The organism is Streptococcus gallinaceus, from assembly GCF_024170225.1.
GTDB lineage: Bacteria > Bacillota > Bacilli > Lactobacillales > Streptococcaceae > Streptococcus > Streptococcus gallinaceus.
Genome location: NZ_JALJXU010000002.1, coordinates 158,495 through 173,420, shown reverse-complemented (window position 1 = coordinate 173,420; position 14,926 = coordinate 158,495). Strand labels below are relative to the sequence as shown.

Genomic DNA, 14,926 nt, shown 5'->3' with positions numbered 1-14,926 from the left:
AGGTTTTCATGGTTTCTTGGATTGCAAGAATCATTAAAGGGATGATTATCGCACTTGGTTTCATTCTTCCAGGCGTTTCTGGTGGGGTGCTGGCCGCTATTTTAGGAATTTACGAGCGTATGATTGGATTTTTGGCACATATTCGTAAGGATTTTGTCGAAAATGTTCTCTTCTTTATCCCAATTGGGATTGGTGGTATCTTGGGAATTGCTCTCTTTTCTTTTCCAGTTGAATACCTACTCCAACACTATCAAGTGATCGTTTTATGGGGGTTTGCAGGGGCTATCATCGGGACCATTCCAAGTCTCTTAAAGGAATCAACTCAAAAATCTCCTCGCAATCAGGCAGATTGGGCATGGGTTATCGGTACATTTGTCATTTCAGGATTGCTTCTCTACTTCTTGAATGACTTGGTAGGTACACTTCCAGCTAACTTTGCTAGTTTTGTCCTTGCAGGTGCTCTCATTGCACTTGGTGTCTTGGTGCCAGGACTAAGTCCGTCAAACCTACTCTTGATTTTGGGGATTTACACACCTATGTTGACTGGTTTTAAAAATCTTGACTTGATGGGCACATTTCTTCCTATCGCCATCGGTGGAGTTCTAGCTATCTTGGCATTTTCAAAGGCCATGGACTATGCGTTGCAAAACTATCATTCACGGGTCTACCACTTTATCATCGGGATTGTTTCTTCTAGTACCTTACTCATCCTTATCCCAAATGCTGGAAATAAAGAATCCATTTCTTATGCAGGGGTTGGTATTGGAACTTGGCTATTAGCCTTGATTTTCTGTGGTTTGGGTGTCTGGCTTGGACTTTGGATGAGCAAACTTGAGGAAAAATACAAATGAGCAAGAAAACAAAGCTGAAAAAAACATTGGTTGACCAAATCTTGGACAAGGCTAACATTCAACACGATAGTCTCAGCTTAAATGCCCTAGAAGGAAATCTACCTGAAGACATCGCGAAAGAAGATATTTTTAAAACACTGGCTCTAATCGGTGATAAGACTGGACCTCTGATTGGAATCCTGCCCATCACCGAGCATCTTTCGGAGAAAAAGCTGGCTAAGATTTCTGGAAATAAAAAAGTCAGTATGATTCCCCAAAAAGATCTTGAAAAAACAACGGGCTATGTGCACGGGGCCAACAATCCTGTGGGCATTCGACAAAAACACAATTTCCCTATTTTCATCGATCAAATCGCGCTGGAAAAGGGACAAATGATTGTCTCTGCAGGGGAGTTGGGGCGGTCAATTCGCATCGATAGTCAGACTTTAGCTGAATTTGTAGGTGCTGAATTTGCAGATATCCGCGAAATTGAAAATGCTTGAGAATTCTCAAGCATTTTTTATATTTTCTAGAAGAGGATAGACGTCGTTTTCTATGGCTTGGAGAAGTTGAGCTGCTACCATTTCAAGTGGGAAAGCTGGAACTTTTTCGCAAAGTAAGAAGCAATCGGTATCTTTTTCATGCTGGAAAGCAATCTAGCTTGCCACAACGTGGCCGGTCTCTCTTCGCCATAAATCAATCCTGAGCGCAATATAACGGAGATCACAGGACTTGCTAAGAGCAAATTTTCAGCTGTCTGCTTACTCTTGACATACGACGGATAGCCAACATTTGCGGACAGGTAAATCATTTTCTGCACCGACCATTTTTGACAGAGCCAGACTGCTTTTTCCATGGCGACAACATTAGCCGCATGCAATTTTCGAGGGTCAATTGCTCCTATCAACTGAACCACCACATCAAACTGTTCACTCGTCTTCAATGTTTCAACTTCTAAGATATCTCCTAGAAGATGCTTGATACGCGGGCTTTCAAACAGCTGACCTTGTCCAGGATTGCGAGATAGGTAGGTCAATTCGTGACCACGCTCCAAGGCCTGCCTCAGGAATTCCTTTCCTACAAATCCACTGCCACCTAGCACAAGAACTTTCATCTGCTTCTACTTTCTATTCATATTTTGCACGAAGAATCTTAGCCTGATCTGGAGAAAGTTTCAATAGATAGACCACCTTTTCTACAGGCAATCCACTTCCTAACAAGCGCTCTGCAGCCATCATAAGACCGTTGTTGATTCCCATTTCTAAGATCGGATTTTTCTTGTCATTTGTATCAAAAATAAACTTATGCCCTGGCAAATCAAACAGCACTTTTACAGCACCAAACAACTGCTCAAAACTATCAATTTCCAAGTCATAAACCGGCTTAGTTCCGGGCTTGATACTTCGTCCCCTGTGATTAAACCAAAGGGCACGCCAGCCACCATTGACGGCTCCCATCACATCATTGTCATAGGAATCCCCCACATACAAGGTCGTCTCAGGATTCATCTCAAACTGCTCTGCAGCAAGATTGAAAATCTCTTTTTCTGGCTTTTGAAAACCGGTAGCCTGACTGACAATCACGCATTGCGGCTCAATATAATCATACAAACCAAGCTTTCTCACCTTTTTCAACTGGTGCTCGGTTGGTCCATTTGTGATAACACCCATCGGCACATTTTTTGATTTCAAAAAATCCAAAGTCATCCGCATCTCATCTAGCATCGTGATACGTTCTAACTCGTACTCATAGATTTCTTGAAACTTACGACCTGTTTCTTCATCAATTTCAGTATAGCCGAACTCTCGAAGCGTCTCACGGCAGCGCCAAAAGCGGAAATATTCCACTGTCCATTCACCTGCGATAACTTTTGGAAATCCTGTGTCTGAATAGTGGCGGAAACGGATATAATTTTGATTGATTTGGCTCATATCAAAATCAGGGAAGCAACGTTCGATTGCCTTGCGATAGGGAGCTTGCTGATCATAGATCGTATCATCAACGTCAAAAACAATTGAAGTAATCATGGTGACCTTTCTTTTTCTTTTATTCCGTTCACGATTATACCCTTTTTTCATCTAGAATTCAAACTAGGCTGGAAAGTCGTGTTTTTTCTAGGTTTTTATGGTACAATAGATTAAATATATGCCTTTTTAGGGAAAACTATTTGGAGGGAAATATGTCCAACGAACATATGGAAGAATTAAATGACCAACAGATTGTCCGTCGTGAAAAAATGACGGCCTTGGCTGAACAAGGAATTGATCCATTCGGTAAACGTTTCGAACGCACTGCCAATTCTCAAGAATTAAAAGATAAATACGCTGATAAATTAAAAGAAGAACTATACGACTTGAACGAAACAGCTGTCATTGCTGGTCGTCTCATGACAAAACGTGGCAAAGGTAAGGTCGGATTCGCTCACTTGCAAGACCGCGAAGGCCAAATCCAGCTCTACGTTCGGAAAGATTCTGTCGGTGAAGAAAACTACGAAATTTTTAAAAAAGCTGACCTCGGCGACTTTATCGGTGTCGAAGGGGAAGTGATGCGTACAGATATGGGTGAATTGTCGATCAAGGCAACCAAACTCACTCACTTGTCAAAAGCACTTCGTCCTCTACCAGAAAAATTCCACGGTTTGACAGACGTTGAAACCATCTACCGCAAACGCCATTTGGACTTGATTTCAAACCGTGAAAGCTTTAACCGTTTTGTGACACGTTCAAAAATCATCTCTGAAATCCGTCGTTACATGGACAGCAATGGTTTCTTGGAAGTGGAAACACCTGTGCTCCACAATGAAGCTGGTGGTGCTTCTGCCCGTCCATTTATCACTCACCACAATGCACAAAACATTGACATGGTCCTTCGTATCGCGACTGAATTGCACTTGAAACGCCTCATCGTAGGTGGTATGGAACGCGTCTACGAAATCGGACGAATCTTCCGTAACGAAGGTATGGATGCGACTCACAACCCTGAATTTACTTCTATCGAAGCCTACCAAGCCTACGCTGACTACCAAGACATCATGGACTTGACTGAGGGAATTATCCAACACGCAGCCAAATCTGTCATTGGTGACGGACCTGTCAACTACCAAGGCACTGAAATTCGGATCAACGAACCATTCAAACGCGTGCACATGGTAGACGCTATCAAGGAAACAACTGGTGTTGACTTCTGGAAAGAAATGACCGTCGAAGAAGCGCAAGCCTTGGCGCAAGAAAAACATGTCCCACTTGAAAAACACTTCACAACTGTCGGCCACATCATCAATGCCTTCTTTGAAGAATTCGTCGAAGAAACATTGATTCAACCAACATTTGTCTTTGGACACCCTGTTGAAGTGTCACCACTAGCTAAGAAAAACGATGACGACGCTCGCTTTACAGACCGTTTCGAACTCTTTATCATGACCAAAGAGTACGCCAACGCCTTTACTGAGTTGAACGACCCAATCGACCAATTGTCTCGTTTCGAAGCGCAAGCAGCCGCAAAAGAACTGGGTGACGACGAAGCAACTGGCATCGATTACGACTACGTAGAAGCCCTCGAATACGGTATGCCACCAACAGGCGGACTCGGTATCGGTATCGACCGCCTCTGCATGCTCCTCACAGACACAACAACCATTCGTGATGTCTTGTTGTTCCCAACGATGAAGTAAATATCACTTTAAACGGTTTGCGAGTAGCGTTTGATAAGGTATCAGACTAAAAAAATGAAAACGAACTTGATCGCTTCTTCTTTTGAAAGGAGGGAACAAGTTCATTTTTTGTTTCGAGCTTATATGTTTTGTTATCAGAAAGAAGATTCTGGGCTTAGTAGTAGTTGAAACTAGCCTAACGGTATAATCTATTAAGAATTCACATAATAAAATGAGCTGTCATGCACCCTTATCTTGAGAGACAATATGAACTTCATCTATATGTCAAAAGATTTATTGGCCAATGCACGTGTTGTGGTTGCTGTTTATGATCCCAATCAAACGCTATTAACAGAACAAGTTTGGGAAGAAGATGAGCTTTCTACACTTCGTCTCAACGCAATTCAAAATAATAATTATATCCATTTGGAAAATCAAATGCGAATCAATGCAAACGAGGATACTATTCGCTGGATTCGTAGGATTATTGACGAAGGAGTTATTGGAGCTATTCCAGAAGATAGTAAATATGATATCAAGATTTCTGATAATCCAACTGCCATGCATAAAATTATTAAAGAAAAAGCTACAAATGAGGACAATGGTATCTCTCGTATCCTAGCAACATTTGACTGGGAGTATCGAAATACTAAACCAGTAGAAAGTGAATATTGAAATGTTACAATTGGAGAGTTCTCTTTGCCCTGGAATCTACAACTGCCCAAAAATCGAGGTAAAAATCATCTCTCATGGGCAGAACAATCACAAACAATTGATGAAATTGAATCTACATTTACAATCCAAGGTTTTGACTTAAACTACGCTGCTGTTATCATCGAACCATCTGTACAATACAGAGACGGAAAAATCATATTCTACCCTGAAAATAGTAAAAATAAAAATGCAACTAGCAATCGTACAATGGCTGATGTGACTAAGAAAAACTTTGGAGAACTATTACTCAAAAATGAATTAAATGTGCTACTAACCCGAGGGGTCAATGGATTGTATATCTATGCTGTTGATCCTGAATTACAAGCTGCATTGCAAATAAAATAGTTATGCTAAAAAATTAAAAAGCTTTATAGCTTCTAATAGAGAAATTCTCTAAGAAGTTACAAAGCTTTTTTTGTTTGAATAATACAAACTCCTATGACTTTGTATTAAAAGATAAAAATATCGATGTTTTGGAACCATTCGAAATAACACAGCTCTAAAACGAGCATCGCCATAGACCCAAGCGTTGTCGTGTTTTGGAACCATTCGAAACAACACAGCTCTAAAACGAGCTAGCTATAAGGCAATACACGATACAGGTTTTGGAACCATTCGAAACAACACAGCTCTAAAACTGGGAGAAGGATAGCTCTTACCCTGTTATCGTTTTGGAACCATTCGAAACAACACAGCTCTAAAACTATAAGCATTACGTTTCTTCATCGGTATTAGTTTTGGAACCATTCGAAACAACACAGCTCTAAAACTCTGCGAATGTTACTTTGATTTCAGGCATAGTTTTGGAACCATTCGAAACAACACAGCTCTAAAACCTCGTGGACCATTTTTTCTCACAAGATTTCGTAATCGCGCTACTCGTCTCAGCCAGACTTCAGTATCGAATGTTCCTTGATATTGCTGTGTTTTCTAACTCTATTATACCATATTTTCGGTGTTTAAAAAGAAATCTTCGTCCAAAATATATTGTGGAAAATCATAGAGTTTTCTTGGCTCTAAAAACAAAACAGTTTGACTCGTTAAGCAACTATATTCCAATAATTTCTCCATTTCATCTTCGGTCAAATATGCACCCGCATTTACAAAAATTAACAGTCGCTTTTTGCTCAAATAATAATAGACTTGAATAATTTCTAAACACTTCTCAAAAATAGTGTCGCTCTGCGTTTCAATCTTGACACCCAGAGCTTTGATTAACTCTAAGATCGTAATTTCATCATATTCTAAATCTAGCTCATTTTCCAAACACTCAAATGCAATCAATTCAGTGATAGTTGCGGCTAATTTCTCAACCATTGATTTCACTTCTGGCTTCTCATTTAATTGATCTTCTAAGTCAGCATGAATCAATTTCAATATCGTTGGTGCATTAACGTCATAACCTAGAATATCCGTAACAATCATTAATTCTGATTCTTTAAGTGAATGTAGCTTCTTATCAAATAGCTTAAGTTCACCATCCTCAGAATAATTGTATAACTGTCTTACTAAATATGAAAATACTGTTACATCTTCTATAGCAAGAATCGTCCCAGAATTTAGCTCTATAGGCTCATCCAAAATAGAAAAATTAATCTTCATCGTAAGCCTCTCCCAAAAATACCAAACGACTATCTGAATTTGCAATACTAGTGTTGTGATCCCCATGCAAGTACACCATTCTGGCAAATTGCTTTTCAGTAACCGTCAGTAGGGTAATACTTCCTTTTTTAGGATTGTTTTCCTGCAGACGGTCCACCATGGCTTTATTGGCTGAGTTGTTCAATAATAATTTACTGTAAATTGAAAATTGATGCATAATAAAACCTTCACTCAGCAAAAATTTACGGAATTTACGATAAGCTTTACGTTCATCTGCCGTATCAGTTGGCATATCAAACATTAAAATCATTCGCATATATCGATAGCTCATATCCTAAACTCAGGAACTCCCTTCCCTTCATTATTAAGTGCCTTGACTACCTTCTTTGTATAATCACTGACAATATTAGAAAGATACATTTCTTTATCGTTGTAAAGATACGTTTCAGAAAATATAGATAATAATTCCCGCTTGATTTTAATAAAATTTGCTTTGCGATTAGCATACACAATCTTATCAATAATCGGACGAAACGGCTCCATAATATCACTAGCAAAATTAAATTGATTGAATTGATTTGAATGTTTCAAACCAAATTGCGTCATACAACCACAAACCACCAATTCACGCGCAAACATGCTTAACAACAACGTATAACCATAGTCCAATCCTGCATTGATGATATTGTCCTGCTCTCTGGAAAAATCATTGCCAAACAAAGTATTAAAGTAAATCCGCGCTGAATGACCTTCGCGATTACTTGGATCAAATGTCTCTAAGCCATGATACAGATCCATTATTGATTGCGATTTTTCATAAAAATGATGTTCAGCTAAAAAGAAACTCTGATTCAAAATTTTTTGCGCAATAATTTCTGTCCAAACTGTTGCTTTTAAATCATCCTCCCAGGAAATTTGACGAGATAACTGCAAACTAGAGTCATGGCGCCCATAAAATGGACTCAACATTGCCGTCGGCAAACGTTTATCATCACAAAAAATAACCAGAATATTCTCGTCAACAAGTCTTTTAATCAACATGGTTGACAATACAATATCTGTAGTTTCCAACAACAAGATGTCCACTTCAGACAGATGAATCATCTCTGTCTGAAAGGCATCTTTAAATATCAAGTGATTATTCTTATAGGACAATTTTGAATGTGTATTAACAACTACTGTTCGCCATCCCATAATTCCTCTCCTAATTTACTTAAATCAATACGTGTTTCGTAGAGACCGGTGATAGATTGGTGGATGAGCGTAGCGGATAAAATTTCATTAGGAGAACTATAACGTTTTCTACCAATATTTGTTCCCAAAAATGTAAAATCACTAGAAGCTCGCATTTGCGTGAAATTCAACAAATTGATAAACGATTCCGAAAGTTTAGCGGGGTCTCGTTCTTCACTTTCTTCAAATAGCGATTTAATTTTTGAAAAATTACTGTCTGCTTTGATATACTCTGTGTTATATTTATCAAAAATACTTAGCAATTCTTCAAAATCACCCATATGTTCTTCAATAGCATAGTCTTTCGCCCGATCATTCACCACATCTCCATAATCTTGTAATTGATAAAGGAATTCTACTAAATGCTTTGGAAGTGTTACTTGATTGCCTTTTTGTAGTTCTCCCGAAGAAGCCAAATATCGTCTACGACCATTTTCAAACTCAAACAAGCTGTATTTCGGTAATTTGAGTACTTTTTTGAAATTGGAATAGCCATTTTCCTCAAGGAAAGCCTTTTGATTTTTTTCAAAATCTTTTTGTTCAAGTTGCGAAATGCCTCGTAATAACCATTGCGGTTTATTCTTCAACTTACCCTTTGTTCCACAAGTCAATATAGCTACTGTATAAGCTTCACTTGGTTCAATGAATCCGCCGTACTTGGTGACATCTAGGTATATTTCTTTTGTTTTTCGAGGAATCAAATTATTATTATAGCCAACCGCCTTATTAGACGACTTAAATAAAGCACCGTGATTCGTTTCCGTTTTCCGAACAATAGTCACGGGTTTATGGTAAAGGACATCTTCTACAACTTTGACAACATCTTCTTTCTTCCAAAGAATTTCACCAGTTTCATCAGAAACTTTATAGTCCTTCGTGAAAAACTTCAAAATATTATTGTACATATAAAGACGTTCTGTTGCTGACAAACGCTTTTTATCAAAAATACTCTCATGATAATAATCGCCATAAACAAGCTCTTTTTTCAGCTTAGGATAGACAGTTAGAACCGCCTTAGCCACAACAGCATTCAAATAGGCATCGTGGGCATGATGAAAATCATTCAGACCACGAATTTTTCGTAATTTAAACTCATTTCTAAAACGATTAGCAAAAACAGACTTCAATGTGACAATTTCCACATCTCGAGTATGCTCACCTTGTTTAGTTACATTGAATTTTTCATCCAAAATATGAGCAACATGCTTTGTAATCTGACGCGTCTCTACCAATTGACGATTGATAAATCCTGCCTTATCTTGCTCTGTTAATTCCCCCTTAGTTAGATAAGAAAATTTTCGCTCACTAATAAGACCAGCTTTTTTTAGCTGAAGCCACCAAGCATACTGTTTATCGACAACTTCTTGCGATGGGACATCGTCTAGTTTTTTCCTGTTTTCTTTTGCTCTAGTCAGAACCTTATTATCAATTGAATTGTCTTTCAAAAAACTTTGTGGGACAATATGATCAATGTCATAAGTAGCGAGACTCTCTGGATTGCTATCTAATGGTTTCCCAGTATACATATCTTTTCCATCTTGGAGGTAGTAGAGGAAAAGTTTTTCCTTTTGAAGAAGCTTATTATCTTTGATAGGTTTCTCTATTAACAAATCACTTGATAACTGTTCTAGACCATCGCCAATCTTCTTCAAACGTTGACGTGATTGATCACGTCCGTATTGAGAATCTTGATTTTCACGAGCCATTTCAACAACAATCTGTTTTGGTTTATATCCCATTACTTTGACAATCTCATCTACGATATCCAAACTTTGTAAAATACCTTTTTTTATCTTCGGACTTCCTGGAATATCCTTTACGATAGCTCGATTAGTTGAACTATCTTTAATGACCTGAGATTTTTTGATAATATCTTTAAAATCTAGACTATCATCATTGATCAGCTGCATAAAATTTCTGTTGCTAAAACCATCATCCTTTAGAAAATCTAAAATAGTTTTCCCTGACTGCCTATCTTTAATTCCATCAATCAAATCACGTGAAAAACGTCCCCAGCCAGTATATTTCTTACGAGCTAATTCTGAAATCTGCTTTTCAGTTAATAGATTACTGTATCCGACCAATTTTTGCTCAATCATTTTCCGATCTTCAAAAATAGTTAACGTGTGGATAATATCTTCGATAATCTCTCGATTAGTTTCATCATCCAAAAATTCTTCTAGAACTTTCTTCAAATCATGGTAGGTAGAATAATTGGCATTAAATTTTTCCTCAATTCCTTCTAATTCTACCCCTACATAACCATTTTCTTTAATTAAATAATTTTTTATATCCTTGGCTGATACTGAACGTTTTTCTTTAAAAAGAGAGTTAAAAATATTCCCTTTTTGACTTCCTGTTAGAAACTCATAACTGGACATCCCCTCGGCTGTATAACGTACTTTCGTCAGTTCATTAAAAATCGTAAATTCTTGATAAATCAAACTACGTTTTGGTAACACTTTCTTTTCAGGAAGATAAGTATCATTAACAGTCATACGCTCAATGAAGGCCGTAGCCGATGCACTTAAATCAACTAATTGTCCAAAATTCCAAGGTCTGATTTTGTCGTCTGATTTACGCTCAATCCAAGCAAAATCACTATTTCCACGCGCCAAAGGACCTACATAATAAGGGATACGGAATGTTAAAATACTTTCGATTTTGGCCAAATTATCCAATAAGAACGGATAGAACTGCCCTTGTCGCTTAATAATCGCGCGCAATTCTTTCAAATGGACTTCATGGGGAATAGTACCATTTTCAAAACTACGTTGTTTTAACAAAAAGACTTCCTTGTCTATTTTATCTAAAAATACTTTAGCTTCCGGAATATTCCCAATAACACTTCGAGTATATTTATAAAATTCTTCTTGTGAGACAGGTTTTGAGGTTGCAATAAATTTTCCGCTTTTATCTTTTTTATAAAGTCCCTCTATGTAACCAGCATACCCCTTAACAGATTTGTCTTTGAACATAGAATAATACTCATTTGATAAATAATTCTTGAAAAATAGTTTCAAATTTTTGAGATCTTGTTGGTGGTCGTCATACCTTTGTACCATTGATGATGATAACGGAGCCTTAGTTGACTTGTCTTTAACAGTTAAAATACCCGACAGTAGCACGGCATCATAAACGGATTTGGCAAGATCAAAAAGAACTCGTTGTGTCTCATCATTGATAAGTAAAAGTAATTTATCTAAGTCTTCTTCGTAAGTTTCTTTTGAAAAACTCAGTGGTACTTTATCTTCTAAATCATAGACTTTTTTAAAGTCTCCTTGATTTCCTACAATAAGTTTCAAAAATTGTGCCAATATTCCTGTTGAACTTTCTGTTGGAATTAAATCAAGAATCGCCTCTATTTTACGTGATTTACTTGTAAGACCTGTTAATATATCTTCGACTTCATGACTATTTACTTTGATTTCCTGACCAAAAACGGAATTATATGCTCCTAAAAACTCTTGAAATTTCTCTTGAACACCAATATTATCAAGGTCAATATCTCCGTCTTGTAAAAAATGACCTCTGGATTTTAAGATATGAGCTAACGCCAAATAAATCAGACGCAAGTCACCCTTCTCACCTTTATCAGCCAAATCACGACGAAGATGATAAATGGTTGGATATTTATCATAATATTCCTTTTCTTCCTCCAACGTTCCAAAAATCGTATATCTAGAAAACGACTTATCCTCCTGTTGAAGAAAACTTTCATCTAAACGGTGAAAAAAGTTCTCATCTACTTGACTCATTTCCTCTTGAAAAATTTCTTGCAAGTAAAGTAAACGCTGGCGACGCCGGTTATATCGACGTCTTGTCGTACGATTCAATCTTCTATCTTCTGCAGTATTTCCTTCTGAAAATAGTAAGGCTCCTAGAATTGACTTTTTCGCATACTGACGACTTGTATTTCCCATTACGCGCATTTTTTTAGTGATGACTTGGTAATCATCATCAATCGCGCAGTATCCAACACTATTAGTGCCAATATCAAGGCCGATAGAATATGGTTTCTTCATATTTTTCTCCTTTTATGTAAAATTTAACTCTAAAATATAGACAACATTAGTATACCTCATATAGAAGCGTTTTGAAATAGGTTTTTGCTACTTTTTATAAAAAAGTACTAATAAAATCATTCTTTTTATAAATTTAATTTATAGTTTTTCTTTTTAATTTAGTTAAAATAAAACTTGATTCTAATAAACGAATGAGTTATAATACATTGGTTGGAACTATTCGAAACAACACAGCGAGTTAAAATAAGGCAGTGATTTTTTAATCCAGTCCGTATTCAACTTTATAAAAGTGGGCACCGATTCGGTGCTTTTTTGTACTCTTTATAAAATACGAATCTATCCTGCTATTCTTCCCCAAACCTCAAAAAAAAAACAAGCCGAAATGGCTTGTTTTTTACTTTTCTATTCTAATTTACTTTCCTTCAAAGTGAGCTTTCACGATTGGGGCGACTTCTTCTCCGTAAAGTCGGATGGCTTCTAGGACTGCTTCGTGTGGCATTGAGCCGAGTGGGAGGTGGAGCATGAAGCGGTCGAGTTGGAGAGTCTCTATGTGTTGGATAATTTTTGTAGCGACAGTTTTGGGGTCACCGACCATCATAGCTCCGTCTGGACCGACAGAGGCGAGATATTGGTCTTTCGTCATTTCAGACCAGTGGGCGCGTCCTCTCGCGATATTGTCCACCGTCTGCTTGGTTGGGTAGAAATAATGGTCAATGGCAGCTTGGTTATCAGCTTCGATCCAGCCCCATGAGTGGGCAGCAACCTTGAGCTGTTCGGGTGAATACCCATTTAAAGCGCCAATTTCCTTGTACATACGAACTAGGCGGGCAAAATGCTTGGGATTGCCACCAATCGTCGCATAGGCAATGGGCAAGCCTTTTTCAGCGATGCGAATGGTTGATTCGGGATTGCCACCTGTCGCGACCCAAATCGGGAAATCTTCTTGGACTGCACGTGGGTAAACTGGACAATTATCAACGGATTGGGCCAATTTCCCATGCCATGTAAGATTGGTATCTTGACGAATAGCCAGTAACATGTCTAGTTTTTCATTGAAGAGTTCTTCATAATCCGCCAAATCATAGCCGAACAAAGGGAAGGACTCGATAAAGGAACCACGACCTGCCATGATTTCTGCTCTGCCATTTGACAAGGCATCAATAGTCGCATACTGCTGGTAAACTCGAACCGGGTCAATGGATGACAGGATGGTTACCGCGCTAGACAGGCGAATGTGCTTGGTATTGACCGCACCAGCCGCCAAAACAATCTCGGGCGCTGAGACCGCAAAATCCTCGCGATGATGCTCTCCAATCGCATACAGGTCCAAACCAACTTTATCTGCCAGCTCAATCTCTGCCACTAACTGCCGAATGCGTTCTGCGTGTGAAAAGGTCTGGTCTGTCCCTTCCAGCTGCGTCGTTTCACCAAATGTTGAAATGCCAAGTTCAATCTTCATATCCTGCTCCTTTAGGTTTGTGACTTTATTTTATCTTTAATTAGTGACAATGTAAAGAAATCTGCTCATAAAAAACAAGACTGCAAAGACAGCCTATTCTGATTTCGTAACTCCAAACGTTATTCTGGCAAGATTGCCACTGCTCGGACTGGCGAACCCGTTGCTTGTTCCCAATGTGGAAATGCGATGGAAATCAAGGCTCCGGTTGCTGGCAGTTGGTCCAGATTTGCCAAAACTTCCAATTGAAAAATATCTTTAGACAAAACATAGTACTCTTGGTGCAGTGCACCGCCATTTTCCGCCGCTTCGACACCTGCATCCGTGTCTAAAGTTTCATGCCCGATAGCTTTTACTTGTCGCTCCTCAATCAAAAACTCCAGCGCCTCATGAGACCAACCCGGACTATGTTGGACACCAGCCTCATCCAAATTGCGCATGGCATCTTGACTCGGCCAGCGTTTATGCCAATCACTGCGGAAAGCCACAAAACTCCCAACTGGAATTTGCCCATATTGGTCTTCAAACTCCAACACATCCTCTTTTGTCAAACGATAATCTGGATTGTCTGCGACTGCCTGGCTCTTGTCAATCACAAAAATTGGCAGAAGGAAATCTTTAAGAGCAAACTCGTCCAACCAACGACCACCCTCTACAAAGTGAATGGGCGCATCAATGTGGGTTCCTAATTGCGTCACAACTGAAAATTGCTGCACATGAAAACCATCTGCCAGAGTGAAAATATCCTTCTTTTCCAAGGCAGGGAGCGCTGGAAAGCGTGGAATATCCGCGTTAAGGGAATGGGTCAAATCAATCCATTTCTTGTCTTGTAGTGAATGATAAATCTCTAGTAAATCTGCCATATCTTTCTCCTTTTCCTTTTATTGTATCAAAAGAAGAGAATGCCGACTAATACTTGTTTTTTATGCGGCCATTAGTCTTTTCCTATCACAAAAAAGAAGCTAGGATGATTCTCCTAACTTCTTGTTATTTACCAATTTTGCGGATTTCTAAACCAATCGGCACTTTCTTTTTCTAATTTAATCCGGACGTCTCCAACTATAGGCAAGCCTTCGACAAACAAAATATCCTTATTGACATACGAGCGCATCACTAATTCGCGACCAGGGTCTGTTTTATAGACATAACGATAGGCTACGACTGCATCTGCTGGCATTTTTTCCAACAAATCACTGCCGTCTACTTCTGTATCACTGGCATAGTCTGAAAATCGATCCAGAATCTCTTTTTCAGTCCGTTTAAATAACTTATTGCCATCTGCATCAAAAACCGTGATAGATTCGACAGACTGCACTTTGGGAGATTTTGTTTTAGAAATACTACATGCTGTGACGAGAAAACAAGTCAAGAGCGCTCCTAGAAGGATGAATTTCTTTTTCATATCAAAACCTCCCTA

Annotated in this window: 12 protein-coding genes, 1 pseudogene and 1 CRISPR repeat array; of the genes and pseudogenes, 4 read left to right on the top strand and 9 right to left on the bottom strand. The window is 38.5% G+C overall.

The window, feature by feature from the left end; translation table 11 throughout:
• Positions 1 to 8 precede the first annotated feature (8 nt).
• Both J2T50_RS03320 and J2T50_RS03315 read left to right on the top strand, forming a co-directional pair.
• Complete coding sequence (locus tag J2T50_RS03320; protein ID WP_253363686.1) at positions 9 to 851, top strand: DUF368 domain-containing protein; 843 nt, start codon at positions 9 to 11, stop codon at positions 849 to 851.
• Positions 848 to 1,333, top strand: a complete 486-nt coding sequence (locus J2T50_RS03315; RefSeq protein WP_253363684.1) for an aminoacyl-tRNA deacylase — start codon at positions 848 to 850, stop codon at positions 1,331 to 1,333. The genes J2T50_RS03320 and J2T50_RS03315 overlap by 4 nt, the downstream gene beginning before the upstream one ends.
• A gap of 74 nt (positions 1,334 to 1,407) precedes the next feature.
• On the opposite strand, the gene J2T50_RS03310 is transcribed toward J2T50_RS03315, so the two are convergent.
• Both J2T50_RS03310 and J2T50_RS03305 read right to left on the bottom strand, forming a co-directional pair.
• Complete coding sequence (locus J2T50_RS03310) at positions 1,408 to 1,944, bottom strand: NAD-dependent epimerase/dehydratase family protein (RefSeq protein WP_253363682.1); 537 nt, start codon at positions 1,942 to 1,944, stop codon at positions 1,408 to 1,410.
• 13 nt (positions 1,945 to 1,957) lie between these two features.
• Complete coding sequence (locus J2T50_RS03305; protein WP_253363680.1) at positions 1,958 to 2,857, bottom strand: HAD family hydrolase; 900 nt, start codon at positions 2,855 to 2,857, stop codon at positions 1,958 to 1,960.
• Between the two features lie 152 nt (positions 2,858 to 3,009).
• Here J2T50_RS03305 and lysS point away from each other — a divergent pair, with 152 nt between their 5' ends.
• Complete coding sequence (gene lysS / locus J2T50_RS03300; RefSeq protein ID WP_253363678.1) at positions 3,010 to 4,500, top strand: lysine--tRNA ligase; 1,491 nt, start codon at positions 3,010 to 3,012, stop codon at positions 4,498 to 4,500.
• A 267-nt stretch (positions 4,501 to 4,767) separates the two neighbouring features.
• Positions 4,768 to 5,538, top strand: a pseudogene (locus tag J2T50_RS03295) (DNA/RNA helicase domain-containing protein); the annotation flags it as partial.
• Positions 5,539 to 5,663: 125 nt separating this feature from the next.
• A CRISPR array of direct repeats spans positions 5,664 to 6,030; the repeat unit is 37 nt; unit sequence GTTTTGGAACCATTCGAAACAACACAGCTCTAAAACT.
• A 102-nt stretch (positions 6,031 to 6,132) separates the two neighbouring features.
• Here J2T50_RS03295 and csn2 read toward each other — a convergent pair.
• From csn2 to J2T50_RS03260, 7 genes are all read right to left on the bottom strand, one after another.
• Positions 6,133 to 6,795 (bottom strand): type II-A CRISPR-associated protein Csn2, encoded by a 663-nt coding sequence (gene csn2, locus J2T50_RS03290; protein WP_253363676.1) that lies wholly within the window; start codon positions 6,793 to 6,795, stop codon positions 6,133 to 6,135.
• A complete protein-coding gene (gene cas2, locus J2T50_RS03285; protein WP_253363674.1) occupies positions 6,785 to 7,126 on the bottom strand; it encodes a CRISPR-associated endonuclease Cas2 in 342 nt (113 codons plus the stop codon). The genes csn2 and cas2 overlap by 11 nt, the downstream gene beginning before the upstream one ends.
• Entirely contained in the window at positions 7,123 to 7,989 is an 867-nt protein-coding gene (cas1, locus tag J2T50_RS03280) for a type II CRISPR-associated endonuclease Cas1 (protein WP_253363671.1), read from the bottom strand. The genes cas2 and cas1 overlap by 4 nt, the downstream gene beginning before the upstream one ends.
• A complete protein-coding gene (gene cas9 / locus J2T50_RS03275) occupies positions 7,971 to 12,053 on the bottom strand; it encodes a type II CRISPR RNA-guided endonuclease Cas9 (RefSeq protein ID WP_253363659.1) in 4,083 nt (1,360 codons plus the stop codon). The genes cas1 and cas9 overlap by 19 nt, the downstream gene beginning before the upstream one ends.
• 412 nt (positions 12,054 to 12,465) lie before the next feature.
• Positions 12,466 to 13,512 (bottom strand): LLM class flavin-dependent oxidoreductase, encoded by a 1,047-nt coding sequence (locus J2T50_RS03270; protein WP_253363648.1) that lies wholly within the window; start codon positions 13,510 to 13,512, stop codon positions 12,466 to 12,468.
• Between the two features lie 119 nt (positions 13,513 to 13,631).
• Positions 13,632 to 14,372, bottom strand: a complete 741-nt coding sequence (locus tag J2T50_RS03265) for a cyclase family protein (protein WP_253363646.1) — start codon at positions 14,370 to 14,372, stop codon at positions 13,632 to 13,634.
• 128 nt (positions 14,373 to 14,500) lie between these two features.
• On the bottom strand, positions 14,501 to 14,911 hold the full coding sequence (locus tag J2T50_RS03260; RefSeq protein ID WP_253363644.1) for a hypothetical protein: 411 nt from the start codon (positions 14,909 to 14,911) through the stop codon (positions 14,501 to 14,503).
• Positions 14,912 to 14,926 lie beyond the last annotated feature (15 nt).